The sequence below is a fragment of the Bradyrhizobium sp. Kon69 genome (assembly GCF_055807515.1).
In genome coordinates this window covers 17248-37983 of the sequence record NZ_JBVVOS010000038.1, presented here as the reverse complement: position 1 = coordinate 37983, position 20736 = coordinate 17248, and the positions used below count along the sequence as shown (strand labels likewise).

Annotated in this window: 13 protein-coding genes and 4 pseudogenes; 3 read left to right on the top strand and 14 right to left on the bottom strand. The window is 57.9% G+C overall.

Translation table 11 applies throughout. The features are described 5' to 3' along the window. Nucleotides 1-15 precede the first annotated feature (15 nt). From AC0L3U_RS34685 to AC0L3U_RS34670, 4 genes and pseudogenes are all read right to left on the bottom strand, one after another. The gene (locus tag AC0L3U_RS34685; protein WP_259219420.1) at nt 16-366 is read right to left on the bottom strand and encodes a RidA family protein; all 351 of its coding nucleotides are present in this window, start codon (nt 364-366) and stop codon (nt 16-18) included. An 894-nt stretch (nt 367-1260) separates the two neighbouring features. Beyond that, complete coding sequence (locus AC0L3U_RS34680; protein ID WP_259219419.1) at nt 1261-2604, bottom strand: amidase; 1344 nt, start codon at nt 2602-2604, stop codon at nt 1261-1263. Nucleotides 2605-2700: 96 nt separating this feature from the next. Continuing rightward, nucleotides 2701-3390, bottom strand: coding sequence for a cyclase family protein (locus AC0L3U_RS34675; protein ID WP_259219418.1), 690 nt, complete (start codon nt 3388-3390; stop codon nt 2701-2703). A 343-nt stretch (nt 3391-3733) separates the two neighbouring features. After that, nucleotides 3734-3852 (bottom strand): annotated as a pseudogene (locus AC0L3U_RS34670) (TrbC/VirB2 family protein); the annotation flags it as partial. 64 nt (nt 3853-3916) lie between these two features. Here AC0L3U_RS34670 and AC0L3U_RS34665 point away from each other — a divergent pair. Then, nucleotides 3917-4072 carry a hypothetical protein gene (locus AC0L3U_RS34665; protein WP_259219416.1) on the top strand — a complete coding sequence of 52 codons (156 nt, stop codon included), beginning with the start codon at nt 3917-3919 and terminating at the stop codon, nt 4070-4072. A 487-nt stretch (nt 4073-4559) separates the two neighbouring features. On the opposite strand, the pseudogene AC0L3U_RS34660 reads toward AC0L3U_RS34665, so the two are convergent. The 3 genes and pseudogenes from AC0L3U_RS34660 to AC0L3U_RS34650 all read right to left on the bottom strand — a co-directional run bounded on the left by AC0L3U_RS34660 (nt 4560) and on the right by AC0L3U_RS34650 (nt 10528). After that, nucleotides 4560-5597, bottom strand: a pseudogene (locus tag AC0L3U_RS34660) (IS110 family RNA-guided transposase). Nucleotides 5598-6321: 724 nt separating this feature from the next. After that, entirely contained in the window at nt 6322-6477 is a 156-nt protein-coding gene (locus AC0L3U_RS34655; protein WP_259219415.1) for a hypothetical protein, read from the bottom strand. 1525 nt (nt 6478-8002) lie between these two features. Then, nucleotides 8003-10528, bottom strand: coding sequence for a CehA/McbA family metallohydrolase (locus tag AC0L3U_RS34650; protein WP_259219413.1), 2526 nt, complete (start codon nt 10526-10528; stop codon nt 8003-8005). A gap of 598 nt (nt 10529-11126) precedes the next feature. Between AC0L3U_RS34650 and AC0L3U_RS34645 the strand changes: the two are divergent. Further along, nucleotides 11127-11465, top strand: a pseudogene (locus AC0L3U_RS34645) (transposase); the annotation flags it as partial. A gap of 151 nt (nt 11466-11616) precedes the next feature. Here the strand turns inward: AC0L3U_RS34645 and AC0L3U_RS34640 are convergent. Beyond that, nucleotides 11617-11876 (bottom strand): annotated as a pseudogene (locus tag AC0L3U_RS34640) (IS256 family transposase); the annotation flags it as partial. A 471-nt stretch (nt 11877-12347) separates the two neighbouring features. Here AC0L3U_RS34640 and AC0L3U_RS34635 point away from each other — a divergent pair. Next, nucleotides 12348-13844 (top strand): amidase, encoded by a 1497-nt coding sequence (locus tag AC0L3U_RS34635; protein ID WP_259219409.1) that lies wholly within the window; start codon nt 12348-12350, stop codon nt 13842-13844. Between the two features lie 578 nt (nt 13845-14422). On the opposite strand, the gene AC0L3U_RS34630 is transcribed toward AC0L3U_RS34635, so the two are convergent. The 6 genes from AC0L3U_RS34630 to tnpA form a co-directional block, all read right to left on the bottom strand. Further along, nucleotides 14423-15469, bottom strand: coding sequence for a polyamine ABC transporter substrate-binding protein (locus AC0L3U_RS34630; RefSeq protein WP_259219408.1), 1047 nt, complete (start codon nt 15467-15469; stop codon nt 14423-14425). 1171 nt (nt 15470-16640) lie between these two features. Then, nucleotides 16641-17639 (bottom strand): MBL fold metallo-hydrolase, encoded by a 999-nt coding sequence (locus tag AC0L3U_RS34625; protein ID WP_259219407.1) that lies wholly within the window; start codon nt 17637-17639, stop codon nt 16641-16643. A 260-nt stretch (nt 17640-17899) separates the two neighbouring features. Next, the gene (locus AC0L3U_RS34620; protein WP_007590556.1) at nt 17900-18193 is read right to left on the bottom strand and encodes a hypothetical protein; all 294 of its coding nucleotides are present in this window, start codon (nt 18191-18193) and stop codon (nt 17900-17902) included. Next, nucleotides 18193-19806: an IS66 family transposase gene (gene tnpC / locus AC0L3U_RS34615; protein ID WP_259219406.1), complete on the bottom strand. Its 1614-nt coding sequence runs from the start codon at nt 19804-19806 to the stop codon at nt 18193-18195. Before tnpC ends, AC0L3U_RS34620 begins: the two co-directional genes overlap by 1 nt. 72 nt (nt 19807-19878) lie before the next feature. Continuing rightward, nucleotides 19879-20226 carry an IS66 family insertion sequence element accessory protein TnpB gene (tnpB, locus tag AC0L3U_RS34610; RefSeq protein WP_007591027.1) on the bottom strand — a complete coding sequence of 116 codons (348 nt, stop codon included), beginning with the start codon at nt 20224-20226 and terminating at the stop codon, nt 19879-19881. Then, the gene (tnpA, locus tag AC0L3U_RS34605; RefSeq protein ID WP_007591026.1) at nt 20223-20612 is read right to left on the bottom strand and encodes an IS66-like element accessory protein TnpA; all 390 of its coding nucleotides are present in this window, start codon (nt 20610-20612) and stop codon (nt 20223-20225) included. The genes tnpB and tnpA overlap by 4 nt, the downstream gene beginning before the upstream one ends. Nucleotides 20613-20736 lie beyond the last annotated feature (124 nt).

Below are 20736 nucleotides of genomic sequence, written 5' to 3'. Positions count from 1 at the left end.
CGGAATTGCTCCTGCTTATTTCGCCGCAATCACCATGATCTCAACATTGTATTGTGTTCCAGCAAGCTTTACTCCGACGGTCGCGCGCGCTGGCGTATTGCCTTGCGATACCCAGGCGTCCCAGATCGCGTTCATCTCCGGAAAGCGCTCCATATCGGTAAGATATATCGTGGCCGACAGAAGCTTCGATTTACTGGTCCCGGCCTTGGCGAGGTAGCCATCAATGATTGAAAGGATCTCCTCCGTCTGCTTGATCACGCTCTGACCAGCAGTCTTGTTGGCAACAATACCTGCCATGTAAACGGTGTTGTCGTGCGCGACGACCTGACTCATTCGCGAACTCGTTTCAATGCGCTCGATGGTCACTATTTTCCTCCAAGTTCAAGGTTATCCGAGGCCGGACATCTAGCAGCTTCAACGGTAGTGAATCGCCTTACAGGACCCGATGAGAGAGCTCACAAAGAGACATGGTTGTCACGTCTGCCAAAGCCGAAACCGTTGCTTCGGGCAGTGCACTAGCCAACATTGCATTTCAATCAGGAGGAAAATCCGTCAATTGCGTCGCTCGCCTGCAGAAATCCCGCAATCTTCGGCAAGAATGCACGGAAATTCCACAAGGCTTACTGGACGAGCTGGTGAGCGTCACCCGGTCTTGCGGATCGGCGAAGCCATACGCGATTACTGCGTTGGCCTGATGCTGCCTAGCGAGCACAAGAGCGTAGAGCCGATGGCGGCGATCACGTCGCTGGAGCGCAGCATCAACTGCTGCCTTATTTCGTGAGCACGGCGGATAAGCTCGGGATAGGGCCAATCACCATACGACCTGCCGATCGCCTATCGTTTGTATTTGCCTCAGAGCTGAGCCGAGGAGAAGGACATTGAGAGAAGGCCGGTGTGCCAATGTTTGTCTTCAAGACCATCCTCCAGTACGTTGGTCTCATCCAGGAAGACGGCGAGTCTGGGCGATTTGCGGCGGAACTAGCTGGCAACGACACCACGTCCGGGGAGTACGCGTCGCGGCAACGTCGGGATCGATGGCTTATGGAAGTAATCGCAGCCAAGCAGGCTGCTCACAGGCTGCTCAAACCTTGTTCACAGCCTTGCTGCACCACCTCGACGAGGGAGCCCTGCTTCGGGCGTTTCGACGGCAAAAGCGGCGGGACGCGACGGGGGTCGATGGGTTACGGTGGCGAAGTACAAAAAATGGCTCACGACGACGTCCGCGCCCTCTGCGCACGAAGCCACTCTGTTCGTCCCGCTCTAGCTTTCCTCCAGGCCGCTTGGCCGGCGATGTATCCAAGGAGACGCCTCCTCAAGCATCCTACCTAGGTGAAGCGCGAGGCCGTCATCGCCAAAGGGCGCCACTATCTGGAGACCGATCGGTCGGCCATCCGTGTGCGGAGTGCCCGGAATATTCAAGCCGCAAAATCCGACGGCATTGACCCAGCTGCAAAACATACTCTGGGTTGCTGCGGTACCAGGACGCCCGCCGATTGTGTCGGGACACGCACTTTCGGCGTCCCATGCTGGCGATGCCGCAGTGGGCGTAAGCAACGCATCAAACTCTCCCCATGCGGCACTTACTTCCGCACGAAACTCGGCCAATCGGTCGATCGCACGAAGGAAAGAGGTAGCGTTAATCTCTTGACCCTTTCGAACCAGCTCTTGGATCTGATCGGTCAGTTGGCCCTGGTGTTGTGGATAGGACAGAGCTACTCGGGCTACGCTCACCGGAGCGAGAGTCGCCCAGATTTCATTGATCTCGCTCAGGTTGAATGGAGGCAAACACTCTTCGACTTGGCATCCCTGTGAAACAAGACATCCTCGCGCGTCCCGATGAGCACGCGCGACCTCCGGGTCGACGGTTTCGGAGCCAATGGTTGTGAACCAACCAATCCTGAGAGGCCGGTGCGGAGTCGAGATTGGCGGCAGGTTGACCGACGCTGGATCGCGCCGATCCGGACCACCTATTACCGATAACAGAAGGTCAATATCAGCCAGGCTTCGGCCAACGAGACCAATTGTTTGGAAATCCAGCGCCATGGGCAGGAATCCATATCGGCGAGGGACTCGACCGTTGGAGGGCCTCAGCCCGACAAGCCCGGTGTAGCTGGCCGGCATCCTGGTCGAACCACCAGCGTCCGTGCCCAACGAGAGTGGCACCATTCCAGAAGCGACTGCCGCCACCGAGCCACCGCTCGAGCCGCCCGACGTTAAACGTAAATCCCAGGGATTCCGTGTGCTCGGCTTCAAATCGCTGAACGTCCGGCCGAGCAACGCGAATTCAGGGGTGGTCGTCTTCCCAAACAGAATTGCGCCTCCGGCCCTCAGCCTTTCAACGCAAATATCATCACAAGACGGAACATAGCCTTCAAAAATGCGGCTGCCCCAAGTAGCAGGCATTCCCTTAACAAATAGATTGTCCTTGATCGCGATCGGGATGCCGTCTAGCGGGCCCAACCTAAGTCCGCTGGATTGGCGAACCGTCGCCTCCTCAGCAGCGCGCCTCGCCCCCTCTTTGTCCACGAACATAAACGCATTGATAAGAGGCTCGATACGCTCGTATCTTTTCCAAAACATCTCAAACAATTCGATAGGTGTCACTGCTCGTCGTTCAAGCGCTTCGGAGAGTTTTGACGCATCTGATTGCCACTCGTGAGCAGACGATGAGAAAGAACGAGGAACCCCGGGCATTTCTGGCTACTCAAAAATCGCCACAGCCCGAATAGGACTCGCAGTCCCTCCCCTGATCTTGAGGGGAAATCCTGCGAAGCGGAAGCGGCCACGGCCAACAACCTTGTCAAGGTTGAACAAGCATTCGATGTGGGTGATGCCTCGTTCGGCGCAGATATTGTGGGCTATCAAGTTTAGTTCGCCTGTAGGAGCAGGGCTGATAGCTTCTACTCCAAACATACCAATACCTCTGTCAGCCAACCAGTGAACTGACTCGGGCGCAAGCCCAGGAAAATCGAACAAATAGCCCTTGCTGCCGTAGAGCCGATCATTCGTTGCCATGTAAAGCAGGACCGTGTCCTCCGGCTTGATTTCCTGCCCCGATCGTCTGAGTGCATCTTCCATCTCTGGAATTGTAACGGCATGCTCCAACGGAACATGCGACAAGTCCAAGCAGATCGCCTCTGTGTAGAACTTCTCAAGCGGGACTTGGTCAATCGAAAGCGCGCCGGGTCGAGAATCAAAATGAACCGGGGCATCGACGTGCGTGCCAGCGTGATCGCTGCAAGAGATAGACACGGCCTTCGAGCTGCCGACCGAGCTCCCCTCTATCCACTTGGTATCGTGATCATCCCAGACAGACACTATAAATGGTGGATGTGCGGGGTGTGTTGCCGTTCGATGAAACAGCTCTCGGCTGAGATCAATAATTTCCATACTTATCTCCGAACGCAGATCTTTTTCGTAAAGACTACAATGCACTAAGTTAGAATGAGTCAGCGAGTTTTACCCGCAAAAGGCGCTCGCGATTGCAGAAATACTGCGAAATGGAGATTATTCGTGTGAGTCTAGAGCCAAATGACCAAGTGTTACGCGGCGGCTGCATCATTGAGTTCGCAATGTCTCTGTTAGCGGTGAACCGCGACACCGGCGAATTATCTCAGCTTCGTGCAAGCTAAGCTTCGATGTGGCCGCGCAAGTTCCACATTAAGAACTCTGTTCGGGCTTGGGACCGAGCATACCTTCAGCGGAGATCTGCCTAAGTTTCGTGGGCCGACTCGCCGGACGTGTTACCAAATGCAAGCGACAATCGCGTCCCGACGGTGGTACCGCGATGATCTTGCCGAGCGAACCTCGGAGCGATTGCATGATCTGGTTGACCGACTGTTCCCAGTGCATGTTCGAGCCGGCAGCCTAGCATCACAGTTGCATCTTCCTGAAGGTTCTGAATTTATGGACCTCCATGATTTTGGACCTGATGATTGGTGGCGCGTCGGTTGAAGAGATGCTGACGTTTGGGGTTCGTCTTATCCGCATGCTGTGCGTCGCGAAGGCCATTCCTTCATCCACCGGACGCTCTACCCGCCAAATGAATGGACCGATGACCCCGCTCGCTTGAAACCAGTCGGCATCGCCCCCGCGATCGCGCAGAGCCTTCCCAAGAAGGTCTGGCGCCGCCGGCCGTCAGCGAAGAGACGAAAGGTCCGCGCTGGTGCGACCGGACCAATCTCGAGCTGGCTGATCTTGACGTCTGAATGTCAATCGGCCCTTTAATTGAGGTTTGTTGTCAAGCTTGCATTTCTAACTCGCCCACGGCACGGTGCTAGCGCTCGCGCCGTCGGAGCTGTGTCCGGATTGCGGAGACGGCGCGGGCGCGGCTGATACGTGCTTTGCCGGCAAGGCACTGGATCGCCGGAGCTGGTTGATGTCTTCGCTGGAAACATGGTCCTTTCCGAGGTCGCGCAGCGCCTCACGATGATGTCCGGGTCGGGGCGCCTCAGCGTTTGCAGCGGAATGCGGACGAGCCGCCACCAGTCGATTGACCGAGGTCGCCACAACACCGTCCCAGCGGGACATCGCCAGTCCGGCAGACCGGACCAGGAACTTTACAAGATCGGATCAGGCTTCCTTCGCCTGGCCCAGTCGAACGATGTGCCGTCGACCCAGATACAGTGAAGAACGATGGCGATTTTGCGCGCGATGGCGACCTTTGCCTTTCGCATGCCAATCCGCTTGGCGAGCTTCATGCCCAAGCCTTGAGAGAGGACCATTTCTTCGTTCTATAAAGCAGGACGGTCGCCGCCTCGTACAGGTAAGTTCGAAGAAGACGGTCGCCCCATCGTGATATCTTGCCGTTGATATCAGTTTCGCCAGACTGGTTGCGTCGAGGCGTAAGACCCAGATAGGCGCCGACGCTGGATGCCGATCGGAAGCGCGATGGGTCGTCGATCGTATGGCGGAAAGTCAAGGCGGTCACCACGCCGACACCAGGAACCGTCATCAGGCGGCGCGTTGTCTCATCCGACTTCGCCAACTGGCGGACTTCGTCATCGAACTTGCTTTGCTGCTTGCAGATCTGCTCATGGATCGACAGAAGCGGCGCGATCACACCGAGGAGCTGATGATCTTCGCCCAATAGCTCGCAGACCTGATTGCGGAACTGCAGTCCGATCGCGCGTGGGAAGAGCAAGCCGTATTCTTTGATTAGACTGCGGACCTGGTTCTCGATATCTCGACGAATGGCCACGAGCCGAGATCTCGCGACGAGTATCGCGCGTATCTTCTGACTTTCCTCGCTCTTGACTTTGCCTTCTCGGTACCGGCCGACCCGCACCAGTTCGGCCAAACCTCGAGCATCATTCTGATCGCTCTTGTTCATGCATGCGGACAAAGCCGCGTGGGCATGACGCGCGTCGATGCAGACCACCGGAAGATCAACCCTACGAAGTTCATGCCATAGCCAACTCGCCATCGCCCCGGTCTCAAATCCGATGCGCTCCGCCTGTGGCGCTCGCTTGCGAAGCAGTGCCGTCAGCGCCCCCGGGTCGGACTTGGCCTTTCCCTCGAACAAGACCTGCCCCACTTCGTCGACCACACACCGATGTTTCTTTTTGCGAGACATCCAACCCAACATACTGCTTCATAGCCCCTCCGATTCGCGGGATTGCGGGAAGGCTTGAAGATAGCGGACATTTCGAGCCGCGGGCGCCGACCGCAATTACTTCATCGTTTGCAAATATTGCAGGCCGAATGACAGTCTGAATGCAACGACGACCTTGTCGCGAATGGACGTCTTTTAATGCGCCCCAACATTGCAGACGGCCGTAGGCCTCTTGTCTGAATCGTGCTTCAAGCGCACCTGCATGCAGAAGCTGGCCGATGAAAGCATCGTTGGGTCATCGAGCACGGCTTGAAACAGTCAACAAAGAGCTTAGGGTTGATCACAACGAAACTCGTTCCTGGCATGGCTAGCATCGTCATGTCTCGCTCCTTATGCTGGCTTCCAATGGTCGTCGTCCGTCATCGGGCGCCAGGATGACCTGCGAGAATGTCGGCGCGCGGGATGCGCCGCTGGATAATTTCGAGCCAACTGTTAAAGCGCTGGCGTAGTTCGGCGCCTCTCTCAACCCGGAGGATTGGATTGACTATTATGGAACTGATTACATGGTCAGGTGCAGTCGGAAGGTGGGGCAGGATTGTTGGATCCACGAAAGCCATCGACTCCTTGTTGGCTGGCGATAAGGAAAACTAGCCGGTCAAGCTCGACTGCGCACGTGCCGAAGCTGCGAAGCTGCAAAGGCGATGAACTTGTACGCCTCCTCTCGCCGCGGAGTGCCCTTGGGAATCGCCAGACTCCCGCCCCACGTGTTATCGTCCCACATCACTCTCGAAATGCTTGCCGGGGTTCTTGATGGCGTCGTAGATGCGCCGTTCCACGCCGCGGTCATGACGACCTGCCGATCCGCGAGAAGCTGTGCTGGCTGCGCGCCAGACTGGCAACCAAGTAACTTCTTTCTTGATCACGTCGAGCTTCCTGAAAGCACCGTCCCCCCTTGGGAGTGCTGAGGACTTTGTAGACGTCGTTGATGGGCGCCCCAGAGCTGATTCGAGAGTGCCTTCGGGACGCTCGTAAAGTCCGCGTTTGTCAGGAACGTTTTTTGAACGAATACACCCGTGATGGTTTCGGACCATTCGGCAGCCTCTCCTTGTGATAGGCGATCAGGTCGGGCGAACTTCGGTGCCTCACAGTCAACCTTGTCCGTCCCTATGAACTTGGACCGGTCGAGGCGCAGCTTCTCCCAGTCGATCTTTCGATCGGGGCCCTGATCGCATATCTGAATGGACCAGATCGCCCTCGTGTGTACCACGTCCCAGCTTGCGGACTTGGAATCAACCATTGGATCATCTTCGCGAGCTCGCCATTGTACTCGTCGTCAGTGAGCTTGATGCCGGTCTGCTTCGAGAACGCCTCGAAAGTCGGCACGCAAGAGATCCGCCATTGACCCAGCCGATAGTGCTGCGGCCGTACAGATCCATGACAGCGGCGGAGAGGAGCCAACCCGAATCGGTCTCGATGTAGGCCCAGCTCGCGAAGTGAGCGCCTAGCTGCCGAAGCGTTTGTTCGCCGGTGCCATGCAAAGCCAGAAGTGAGCTGCTTGTGAGCCGGCCGCGTCCTGAAATCAGTGCCGCATTCCTCAATGAGCTTCAACGCAAGTGATGGGTCCGACCCATGGACCTCGCTCAGACCAACTAAGGACGCCGGATATAGCGGTCCTCACATCGAACGGTGGTGTACTGAGTCGCTTAATGTTTAACCTGGGGAGCTTGTCGACCAGCGTGGCCCTTTGTCGTTAGTGCCGCTATCAAGGATTTCAGCTCGCGTTCGCAGTCGAGCATCTTGGCGTGGTAGCCGCCGTAAAGTTCCATAGACTGCCAAAGACAGGTTTCTGGCGATCGTTGCCGGCGAGTGCGGCTCGGATCGTCTCGAAGCAGAAATGGCAATGCACATCGCAGTAGGTCGCCAGCACGTCGGGATCGCGCTCGCCCGCGACAATGGCTTGGATGATCCGCATCCCCGGATGCACCGCGGATGTCCGAGATGACGTGATGGAGCTACAGGTCATCTCCATTCAGGTCCTTCTGCGTGTGCTGGAAGCGACCGCATCTTCCACCAGTCGTTCTCCGTGACGCAGACAGGCTAGGTAGGGTGGTGATCTCGGCATCTAGTCGGAAGCTGCCGCAATCCATAGGAATGAGGCCGGTGCAGCCATGCGGCTGGCTGACATCCGTTTTTGCGTGCAGGCACGTTCTTGGCGTAACGGCCGTAACCAGAATGGGCCCCGAACAACGCTGCTTCGAGTTAGCGTCAACGTCTCCGTCGCAACCACGAGCCACGCTAGCGGCGGCCAGTTCGTCACTCTTGTGAAGCGCTGCCCATCAATACCTGCGGCGGTCATACGCCTAAAACCCGACGCTTAGCGCCAGAGGCTAATTGCTGAATGCCGTGGGGAGCGCTTACGAGTCGAAAGAGAAAATGACAATCAGTCGCTCACGAATGATGCGTCCCCGGAGAGTGGTGATGGTCAAGGCCGGCTTCATGGAACCGATTGTGCAGGCGCCGATATGCGGATTCCAATACTAGGCGCATCTGCTTTCTTCGTACCGAGTCAGCTCGTGTGCCTATTGAATCGATATAGGCCATCGTGCCCTCGATCTGTTCCAGTATCGTCAGTGCGTCGGCTGCCGCAAAGAATTGCGAACCCTCGACATGGATCATCACAGGCGAAGTGTGAGCAGCAATCATTTCCGGCTTGTCGTTATATTTCGCGCGGACAAGCAACGCGATCCAGGCGCTCTTGTTGATCTTGATCGACCAACTCCCTTGATCCTCGTCAGCCTTCACTGTCCGCGTTTCCCTGATCGTTCCGTTGACGATCAAATCGACCCTGGTCATGGGGATGACCACACTGGCAACTCGCCATGTCACATCGACTGACCCGCCCGATGCCGACATGTGGAGCGCTGCGCCCATTGGTCGGCCATCGACTTCGAACTCCACCAGCGGACCGAAAGTCACGAATGTCCTTGCGGATCTGACTGCTGCTGCCCATGACTGAAAGGTAAATTCGAGATCTGGACCAACGTACGCATAAGTTCGAACTGTTCCCACAGCATCCCGAGCACTCATCTTGTCAGTTCCGCCGACCGCAGCGACAAGGTAGCCGTTGTTCAGGAATCGATACCAATCGAGCAGCGAATAGGGATTGATTCCGCCGTAAAAATCGTCGTTTGAACACATCTCGACCGCGTGCGCTTCCCCAGCGACGATGGTTGCGGCATTCTCGAGGCGGGGATGTGGGAAATGAGGCAGGATCACGAGCCCCCCTTGGGCTCGGCATTGCTTCGCCCATTCTGTGAGAAGAACATCGACCGGATCGCCGATCGCTGACTCGTGAGGTCCGCCAGAGCAGAGTGGCATAATGATGCTGCCTTCGTAGCCCAATAACGAAATATGGCCCAGAATGTGCTGTCGATTCTCCGAGCCGACCCGAACGATATATTCCCCATCACCACCAGCCGCCCTGGAGCCGAATGTGCTCCTGCCATCAAAGTCGCCCACGTTCGTCATCAACTCTCCCCATTGGCTGGCAAGCAGGTTGATTACGTTGACTCCCTCGGCCGCGCCTTCGAGCATCGCGGTCGTCGGCGACAGGAAATGGACGTGTGTGTCAGCCGTGACCCACCCTTTTTCGCGCCAAAGAAGGACCTTGTCCAACTCAATGACAACGTCTTCGGTCGTCCCTGTAATGTTGATGATCGTCCGTACCGGCTTTACCTCAAACCCCTTTGTGACCTCGACGTAAACCTGGCCCAGAGGAAGATCAATGACGGTTTGGCCTGGTATATACGTGCAAGTATGGTCTCCGTGGCACAAACTCGCCGATCCCAGGTCCTCGAACCAGCGAGCGTTCGGGACGCGGTGGCGATCCAACGGTGCCAGGTATTCACCACTGCGTCCGTGGAAGTGCAATTTCGCCGGAATAGCGGTCCTGGTCTGGCTTTCGACGACGCGAAGCTTGACTCTCTGGACCGCGGGATCGACGCTCCGGATGCTCCAGCCAGCGACGGACATCTCATCGGCACTTTGAGGCACCCGGATTTTCGAGCCGTCGCGCAGATGGAAGGACGCTTCCGGATGCGCCGAATATTCGACGAGGACCTCATTTGGAGCTCTCACGGGTTGGAGATTCTGGCGCGAACTCGACCACTCCGTGTCCGGATAGATCAGATGCGGTCGCAGTGAAATCACCTGACCCAAGTCGAGTTGTACTGATTTCTCGATCTCCTCTGAATTATCGACAGGAAGCGTGATAACGGCCTTTTGTCTCGTGTTCCAAATAAGTGGATTCGAAGCCGTATCGGCCGTGGACACTCCCGAGACGAGGATGGCGCCGCCTCTTGGCTCGAATCTGAGCCGCGTAATAGGCTTTTGCGGTTGCGGGTTCTCGAATGCCCAAAGATAGTTGTTCCACGGTCCTCGGTCGCCCGAATAAGCGCGGGTCTGCCGATATCCCCAAGAGTCGCGTAGCGTTCCCTTGTCGCTATCTTGTGGCGCGGGACGGGGCTTTCTTGCAGGCACTGCTTCCGTGCAGCCCTCGCCATAAAAGGGATGGACGGGTCCAATTTGATGCCTGCGACGGATCTCTACGCGCTCTTCCGTGCCATCTTCGAAGCAGAAGACGTAAACCGCTTCAAGCGCGCCGAGCGCCACAGTGTTCTGCAGCGAGACGGTACCGATTTCATCCGGTCGAACGTCGGATGTGTGCAGGAAGATGAACCACCTTGCTGCAGTCGGAGTGATGTCCCACTCGACTGGGCGGTCCCGAATCAAAAGAGGGCCATTGACCTTGAATGGAATGCCCCACGCAACGCAATCGCCTTCGGGGGCATGTTGGAGCGCATTTCCCAGCTGGCCCGAAAGACTTCGATGCCTGAGGTCTTCGAATTTGCAAGTGCCACTCAGAGGAACAGGTGAGAAGAGAGGGGAGAATGGACCATCACGAAGAGCGGGCATAATTATCTAGATCCTCCAGGATGTACGCCGTGACACGCCCTCAACGATTGGATACAGAGCAATGAATGGATGCACCTTCGACGTCGAGCGGATAGAGCCTATTCGGCGGACCACCTGAGCGAGTAACGCGATCGGTCACGGTAGCGCGGGGTCTACGCCGGCCGGTGACTTTTCGAACTAAACTCGATGAAAGTCTCTGAATGCCTGCCATCTTGTCCCAGCAGATGCCGCCTCAAGCCGGCATACCATCCGTGGTCAACGGCGCCAGCAGGTCATCACGATCGAACAGCGCCGGATTCATCAACTCCTTCGAAAGTTGGTAGCCAAAAGTATAAGCGAGAGACGATGCAAATAGCCTGGAAAAACCATCCTTTGCCGCAGAAATCCTGCGAAATAACTCGCGTTTGTGCCTAGTTACAATCCTGTTCAGGGCCAAACCACTGTCGCCATCGGAGCAACAACGAGTGCGAGATACCTTATCTTTGCGCCCTCGCCGCGACCTGTAAGCTCTCTAAGCGATCTTGAGCTTACCTCCTCGGACCGGCCTCGCCGGTGGGCTGCACCGAGAGCGGGACCTTGTCCCGGATATTGACGGTCTTTGTTGCCGCTGTGGGAACGGCGGACCAGAAGTCTGCATGCGCTGTTGCCGCTTCTGTACCTGAGCGGTATATCGACCGGCAATTTCCAGGACGCGCTGATGGCCTCGCGAGGGAAGGATGCGTCGAACTTGTCGCCTGCGGTGGTCCCGGCTGATGGCCTAGTTGGCAAGGCGCGAGTACGAACGCTGGCAGAGGCGCGATTTGTCGACGCGACAACAGTCTACGTGTGGGCCGATGGCATCTTCGCCCGCATGGAAGATCACGGCGAATGCATGCTAGTACTGATCAGCGCGACAACGGAAGGCAAGAAGGAATTGATCGGCTTTAGGGTCGGCGTGCGAAAGAGCGCGCAGAGCTGGCGCGAGCTCCTGATCCTCGTCAGGCAGCGCGGATTGCAGATCGCCCGGAAATTGCCGTCGAGGACGGCGCGCTCGGCTTCTGGAAGGCGCTCGACGAGGTCTTTCCCGGCAGGCGTCGCCGGCGATGTCGCCCTCGGTCGCGAAACTTCGCCCGCGGGACCTCGACCCGACCAACGCCGGTCTGGAATCGTGGCGGACCATACCATGCCGCACGATAGGAGCGCGTCCGGCGGCAAGCTTCAAGTCCTTCCCCGTGGCGAGAGACCTCTCGAATTCGAGCTCGACAGCTCACGCCAGAAGCTACCGCGCACCACCACGCAGGACATTGGTCAGTGGATCGTCAATCTCGTCGGGCTGACGAAGCGGGACAATGCTGGTAGTCCCATTCATGGCGTATCGTTCTCCTTGAGGGCTCCGGCAGGCTTCGACACGTGCCTCGATACGTCCCTATTTTAGTCCGTCATCACCCCACTTTCCCGCATAGCTCTGCACCTCGCTCTTGTCGTCGAACAAAGACGAGTGCATGCTCGGGCGGTCGCATATACAGCGCCACGATTTCTTCGAACTTCTTGACTAATTTTCCATCGCGCGAAACCTTGAAGCGCCGCACGATGTGAAGCTTCAGGCCATTGGCAGGCCAGCAGCCCGCGACGCTAGTGGCACTGACACCAATTCGGTAGCCATGTTGCGCGTGCTCTAGTGCGTGGCAGCTCCGGGTTTGCTCTGCGGCGGCGCGCCAGGTCGACTCGCATCGGGCCCTCCACTCTGCTTCGTTAACGATGACCGTGCAAGAGTATACAAATTTCCTTTCAAGAACGAGGCACCCAGTTGGGTTGCACTTGCCGTCCGGGTACGTTGCCGATGGGCAGGCTGTTTGACTTGCACGGCGCGGCCAACACGGAGATGCATCGCATTCTGACGACGTCGACTCAACCAATTTCGTGCGGGATGGAGCATCGTAACGCCGCGTTCCCGCGGATCAGCGCCGACATTTACAGTTTTCGCGTGGCTGACTCGCCTACAATCCCTCGTTCTTTGCAGCCACAGGACGACGACATGAAAGAATTGACGGCGATCGAGGCAGCTCATCAGATCGCAGCAGGTCAATTGTCTAGCGAGACCTTTGTTCGCTCGTGCCTCGAGCGGGTTGAGCAGCTGGAGGCCGGCGTCCACGCGTGGGAACACCTCGATGCCGACCGAACGATTGCACAAGCCCGACTCGCGGATCGCGCTACAGTCCGCGGTCCACTGCATGGCGTGCCGTTGGCTATCAAGGACGTGATCGACACGGTGGATATGCCCACGACCTACGGCTCGCGCATCTATCGAGGACATCGGCCCGCAAACGATGCGACCTGCGTTGCACTCGCCCGGGCCGCCGGCGCGATCATTCTTGGTAAGACAGTTACGACGGAATTCGCGACCGGCACTCCGGGCAAAACGCGCAACCCACACAACCCGGCACATACGCCCGGAGGATCATCCAGCGGCTCTGCTGCTGCCGTCGGGTGCGGGATGGTGCCCTGGGCGTTCGGAACGCAAACATACGGGTCTACGATCCGGCCTGCCTCGTTCTGTGGTGTGGTGGGCTACAAGCCGACCTACGGCAAGGCTGATGTAACCGGTATCAAGACCCTGGCCGCCGGCCTCGACACACTAGGGCTGTTCGCCCGAAGCGTCCCGGACATTGCGCTGCTGGCTTCGGTTGTCACTGGTGGTCGCGTCGCCGCCGATCTTGCATCGGAGACGCCCCGCATTGGATTCTTGGACACTTCGTCATGGGGGACGCCCGATGCTACGACAGGGCAACTCCTCATCGACACCGTGAGACGCCTGGACGAGGCAGGAGCGCGAGTCCGCGATCTCTCTTCGCCGCCTGGCATGGCTTCATGGCTCGAGATCCAGGATGGGCTTTTCAGCTGGCAAGCGCTCCAGGCGTTCGCGTGGGAACGCCTCTTCCGGCGCGGCGAGCTCCAGCCAAAAACCCGCAGCATGTTCGAGCAGTACGAGCAGGCCGCCACGGCTGAGTCCTACGAAACCGCATTGGAACGAGCGCAGGAAGCGCGGGCGGGATGCGCCAACCTATTCACCGATTGCGATGTCTTGCTTGTGCCCGCTGCGGCTGGCGAGGCGCCCGAGGGCTTAGAATCCACGGGCGATGTGCGCTTCAATGGTGCCTGGTCGATGCTGCAACTGCCTTGCGTGACGGTGCCTATGGGCCGCGGCGCCGCGGGCCTACCAATCGGAGTACAATTGGTCGGCCCACGCGGCGAGGATGCGAAATTGCTGCGCGCCTCTCACTTCGTTGAGGCGTGTCTCGCGAGCACACGATTGACATTCAAAAGCACTCCTCGATAATCTACACTCGCCGAGGCTTGCACGCACGAGACAAGGAAGACGGTGGCAGAGGTGTAATGGCAGTTCGCGTACGATCTGGCAGGCTTTACCGATCCACGATCTCTATTGCCGGACCAACCTGAATCGCACGTCATTGGCCAAAAGCATCCTGCAGGCGCGCGTCACATACACCAAGTTGGCGCTCGAAGATATGTTGCGCTCTCGCTTCACGAGCTCGATCGGGCTTCAAAATCCCAGGAAGTGCGCCTGGAACGCGGAGCAGGAAGGCGGCACCAGAGCGAAGGTAACATCAACTGGCATTGTCTCAGCGATTCAAGCACTAGTGACGCGACATCATCGGCTGCCCAATTCCTGGTGCCGATTGAATTTCTTTGGCCGATAGCCCCTTTGTTTCGACGCTCACGGGTCCATCGATGTTCGTCCTCACGCTTACTCGGGCGCTTCACCCTGCTTCGTGACAACGACGTCAGTGCGAGAGTATTTAAGTTTCCACTATACCAGATTCCTTCGCTTGTCCGGCTGATGCCGCGAGGAGAATTCTCCCCGCGGCTGGGCTTTGGTCTCTTTGCTTCTCGGTCTTACTGCCCGAGCCAGCCGGCAAAGCGCTGGCGTATTTCATCGCCCTTCTCAGTCCAAAACGTTGCGTCAACCGGAATAGCTTCACCGACATCCGCAGGGGCATTCGAAAAGGGGCGGATTGCCGGATCAATGAGCGCGACCGCATCCTTGTTTGCCGGTGAGTAGGCCGTGTCGTCTGCGAGGTCGGCCTGGACCCGCGGCAAACCGGCGAAGGCCAGAAACTTGTAGGCATCCTCGAGATGTCGAGTGCCCTTAGGAATGACCAGAGCATTCCCGTTCACCATCGCGCCGTCCCACATAATCACGAAATGCTGGCCAGAGCTCTTGACAGCATCATAGACTCGGCCGTTCCAGGCTTGACTGATCACGACCTGACCATCGGCGAGAAGTTGCTGAGGCTGAGCTCCGGCGGTCCACCAGACGACGTCCTTCTTGATCGTGTCCAGCTTCTTGAAAGCACGGTCAAGTCCCTCGGGCGTGTTGAGGACCTTGTAGACATCCTTGGGAGGCACCCCGTCGGCCATCAGGGCCCATTCGAGATTGACCGCGGGACTCTTATAAAGTCCCCTCTTGCCAGGGAAGGTCTTCAGATCGAAAAAATCGGCGATGGTCTTCGGGCCATTCGGCAGCTTGACCTTGTCATAAGCGACGACGTTACCAGAGAAGTGGGTCGGGACTCCACAGTCCGCGTGGTCGCCCCCCTGGAAGTTGGTCCGGTCGAGGCCAAGCTTCTTCCAATCGATCATTTCAATGGTCCCCTCGGCGCACAATAACTTGGCTTGAGCCTCGGTGACCACCACCACATCCCAAATCACGGTATTCGTGTCGACCATCGCCCGGATTTTGGCATTGCCGAAATCGTACTCGGCTTCAGTGATCTTGATCCCGCTATTCTTTGTGAAGGGATCGAACGCGTCCTTCCGCAGGGCCTTCGCCCACGATCCGCCCCCGTGGGTGACCGTGAGCTGATCGGCCGCAAAGGCCGATTTCATTGGCGCAAGCGCACCCGCTGCTAGGCCGATTGCGGCCAAAGCGCTGGTGATCATTACTACCTTTCTCATTATCCTTTTCCTCCGTCACCAAGTCTCCCGGGATGGGAGACCCCATTGCATTTGGCCGCTTCCCTAATTTGAAAGTCGTCGTCATGGTTTGTCGAGCGCCCGAGAACTCGGTTTTCCGACCTATGATGATCACCGCGCGAAGCTCGACTTGCACCGCTCAGGCCCGCAATGAAAGCACCGTCGGCTGGCCGATCGCCTCGATTGGTCGCCACCGCCTGCACGTTCTCGGCTCCCGGAATCTCACGCCCATGTCGCATGTGGCGGCATGTTATTGATCAATGCCCTGCCACTAGGACCAAGCCTTGGGTGGGCGGCTCGAAATCGGCGAGCCAAGGCCCTCGATAGCGCCTGGCATGGTCCCGTATCGTCCTCCGTGCATCTGGCACTTCCATCTCTGCGGCGCTCGCCGACGACCAGATCACGATCTTTTTCTTGACCATTGCAACAGTTTGAGTCATGGCGAGGACCCATAGACCTTCATTAGGCACTTGCGGTTGGTTAACTGTTTCCTCACCTGTTCTCTTGAATCCGCGACCTCTTGGATTCGCAGGCGGCTCTATGTTTCTCGAAAAATTGTATCGGGCTCATGATGATGAATTTCACCAATCTGGCTCATTGAAAAGCCGAAATCCTGCGCCGCCTAAAGCGAATATGTTGGTTGCGTCAGTCGCACTTCAGCCGAGGAGATAGTTGACACCAACCCGCAACATGGGAAGCGCTTTTCCGGCGAAAAGGGAGCTGAGCACGGGCAAGCACGCTATCGCAGCCGACTGCGATCGACCGTTTTTGGCCGGTTAGCCGACCCGCCGGATGGCCCCTTCGCCCAACCTCAAGGCGGCTATCAACCGTTTCGATCGCTTCTATCTCCTCGTCCTTGATGATCTTGCCTACGTCATCAGGACCAGGCCCGAGACCACGTGCTGTTCGAGCCACGATATCGGCTATCTTCGACAGCGCGATCGGCCCTTAGCGCTCGGCTCGCGCCCGATGGCACTCTCTTGATTACCGGCTTCGATCGGCCGCCTCACCCGAACTCTCGATTTCGAGGACGCCAAAAAATCATGCGGCGTAGAATTGAACCCGGTCGTAAGAAGCGCTGTCGCTGTGGCCACCCGTCCCCGCCACATATGATACGCCCCTCGTTGTCCCCCAGCGGCTAGGAAAGAGAATCGAATTTGAATGCATCACCTTGCCTGCGGATCCACCCGGCCGTCGGAAAATGCGAATTAATAATCAGCACAGGTCTTTCGGCATATGTCTCCAAAAAGTTGCGCCGCGTGCGCCGCGCAAGCTCGCCGTCGATGCAGAAGCAACTATTGAACTCGGGCTGGGCGTATTGCAGCGCTGTATGGGCGATGTCACCGCCAATCACCGCCTCTGCGCCCGCAGAGCGGACATGCACACAGACATGTCCCGGCGTATGCCCGGGACTTGGCACAAGTGCGACTTGATCGTTGACGACGTGGTCGATGGCGACGAAGTCAACGAGATCGCTATCAATCACAGGTAGTATACTATCCTCAAAGAATGGGTCGGTCGTGTAACGATCGCGTAGCTCGCGAATGCGCCAATGATCCCATTCTTCGCGCACGAAAAGATAACGAGCTTTTGGGAAAGTCGGTACCCAGCAATTATTCACAAGGCGCGTGTTGCAGCCGACATGATCGAGGTGCATGTGGGTGAATAGCACCACATCAATGTCGTCCGGTTGATAGCCTATAGCGGCAAGGTTCTCGATGAAGGGCCAGTTCTTCATATGATACCAAGGCTTTTGCGGCCGTGTTTTGTCATTGCCAGTAGACGTGTCTACCAGCAGGACATGGGAATTCGTCTGGATGAGAAAACTTTGGTGCGACGTTATGAGCATCCCATTTGCCGGATCGAGATGTACCGGTTCAAGCCAGTGCCGGTGCGGATTGACGAGTTCTGGCCGCATACCGGGATAAAGAGATTCCGGTGCTGCGCGCGATTCAAATTCCAAAATGCGACTGATTTTCACCTCGCCAACAGTCCATGACACAATCACGGCAATAACCTTGCAACATATGGATTCATTGACCACTATTTTATCCAATAGCTGCCCTGCTGACTCCCCAGATGAGCCGCGTTTACGATGAAATCCCGCGTCTTTGTTGCCTTCTTCGATGGATTTCACCCTTCCATTATGAACGACATAGCGGCCACGCTGTGCTTTCCATCCGACTTAGCTGCGGACAAAGCGGGGGAGTTCATCACCTTGTAAGTCGGATTTGCTCCGTGCAACCTGATGAGCGGCTCTATCTCAACTTCGAAGTCGTAAAGCCATGACTCCGGCGCCTTCAATGTCAAAGGCCGTTCGATTATCCGACAGTGACGCGCGATCAATTCGTAACCCTACGCGGTAGGCCGCAGCGCGCTGATCTTTCCAGTTAACCGTTAGAGCTCGTCGGACTCCTCGGTTTTCGGCTTCATCGTCGCAGCGAGCACTTGGCGGCGTTTTTCGATGATGCTAGGGTCCTCTTTGTGGATTGCGATCAGCTCTTTGAGGTTCTCGATCCCCTCATCGGTGAACGCCATCACCCCATCTTCACCGACGCCCACGACCCATAGCTGGCCATCCTCGGGGTCCATTTCTTCGGCGACCTCGAACAGCCATTCCTCGTCTTCTCCAAGCATCTCGGCGACATGGCCGAGGGTAAACACGTGGCTGACTTTGTTGACGGGCCCCATCAAGCCGCCTGCGCCGCAAGGCCTTGCTGTTGCGCAATCTTCCAGTTCCAGGGCAGCAGCTCATCGAGCCTGTGGGCGGGGTGGATGGCGATGCGAGCGAGTACATCGGCAAGCCAGACCTGAGGATCGACGTCGTTCATCTTCGCAGAGACGATGAGGCTATACATGGCGGCGGCACGACGCCCTCCGCGGTCGGACCCGCAGAATAACCAAGACTTTCTGCCCAATGCGATGCCGCGCAGCGCTCTTTCGGCGGCGTTGTTCGAGAGACAGACGCGGCCATCGTCGAGGAAGCGTGTGAAGGAGCCCCAGCGCTTGAACATGTAGTTCATGGCCTTGGCCAGATCGTGACCGCGGGAGAGCTTGGCGCACTGCTCACGCATATAGGCTTCCAGATCGGCAACCAACGGAGCGCTCTGCGCCTGGCGGACAGCCTCTCGGTGGTCGGCGCCTTGGCCATTGATCGTGCGCTCGATTGCGAAGAGGGCGTCGATGCGACGCACGATCTCGATCGCAATCGGCGAGAGGGCGATCTCCTTCTTGCCAGCAGCCTTACGTCGCGCGTTTTCCTCAAGATCCGCCATGGCGAAGAACGGGCGCCGGGCATGCACCCAACAGGCCGCCTCCCTGATAGGCCCAGGACTTCGCGGGGGCTCGTAGAGTTTGGTGTATCCGCCGAAGGCGTCGGCCTGCAGGATACCGCTATAGTTGGCCAGATGCGCCTGCGGATGCTCGCCCCTTCGATCGCGCGAGTAATAGAACATTGCCGCCGACGGATCTGAGCCGCCGAAGGGGCGGTCGTCCTTTACATAGACCCAGCATCGAGCGACATCGCACTTGCCCAAGGCCAGCACGGGCACGGTGGTGTCGTCGCCGTGGAGGCGTTCGGATGCCATGACGTGGGCTTCCAACAGACGCAACAGCGGCTCCAATACCGTGCAGCACGCTCCGACGGCGTCGGCTGCGGTCGACAGACTGATCGGCACGCCTTCCAACGCGTAACGCTCGGTTTGCCGGTTCAGAGGCTGATGCTGGCCGAACTTCTCATAGAGCAGCATGGCCAGCAGGCTCGGCCCCGCCCACCCTCGCGGGATCACATGGAATGGCGCCGGTGCCTGGCTGATCTTCTCGCAGTCGCGGCAAGAGAACTTCTCGCGCACCGTCTCGATTACCTTCCACTGACGCGGCACCGATTCCAGCGTTCGGGTCACATCTTCGCCGAGCTTGCGCAAGCGATTGCCGCCGCAGCATTCGCACGCCGTCGGCGGATCGATCACCACCCGCTCGCGCGGAAGGTGGTCTGGGAACGTGTTGCGCTCAGCGCGCTTGCGCGTAAATCCGTCAACCGTAGTCGTTTTGGCGACTGCCTGCTCCGCCGCCAATTCGTCTTCCGTCGCGTTAGCTTCCAATTCTTCGAAGGTAAGCGCCAGCTGGTCGATCAACCGCGCCGAGCGCTCCGATTTCTGGCCGTAAACCTGGCGCTCGAGCTTCGCTATCCGCAAGGTCTGCTGCACAATCAGCGCGGCGTCCTCCGACGCCTTTGCCCGCGCTACCGCCAGCTCCGCTTTCAGCGCGGCGTTTTCTTCGGCAAGAGCGGCGCGATCAGCATCCATGAGACGAAGTGAATCATAGTTTTAGTGATTTGCGGCACCCCAAAATACGCGGGTTTCCACATTTTTCTTCGCTCATCCCGCCCTTGTCGGCCGCCACGTCAGTTGTGGATTGCGCCAATCGATCCCTTCGAGCATGTACGCCATCTGCGCCGCCGAGATCGACACCGCGTCACCTGACGCCGAAGGCCAGATGAACTTTCCGCGATCCAAGCGTTTCGCATAGAGCGACAGCCCGATCCCGTCATGCCAGAGGATCTTTGCCAAATCGCCACGCCGGCCTCGGAAGATATAGAGATCTCCGGCGTGGGGATCCCGCTTCAGGCTCTCCTGAACCTGCAAAGCCAGACCCTGCATGCCGCGACGCATGTCGGTGTGGCCGGTTGCGATCCAGACTCTGACGCCACCCGGTATCGGGATCATCGCCGGCTCAGAACATCAAGGACCCGCCCCAACGCGTCAGCATCGACGTTCTCGTCAACGCTGACACGCTTGCCGCCACCGAGTTCGATCTCGATCAGGCCCCGGCGCCTCCGGGGCGAAATCACCGCTGGGGCTTCAATCGATGGAACGCTTTCGGTCGCACCCGGGGTGAGCTGAACAGGGACAAGCTTCGGTCCCGCCGAAACGACACTCGCCAGGCGCGCCCGCCGCCGCCACGTGAACACCAAACTCGTCGAAATGCCGTGCCGCCGCGCGATCTCCGTCACAACCGCGCCGGGCGCCAGCGTCTCTTCGATGATCCGCATCTTATCGTCGCGAGACCAGCGACGACGACGCTCAACCCCGCCCAGGACCTCTACCCGCATCTACCGACCTTAAGGCTAGCCTTAAAGCTAGATCCTCGTCGGATACCTGCAACTCAACAAGGCGGCCCACCCCGGAGGAATACATCAATTCTGCAACCGCGGCCGGATCACCAACCAGATGAAT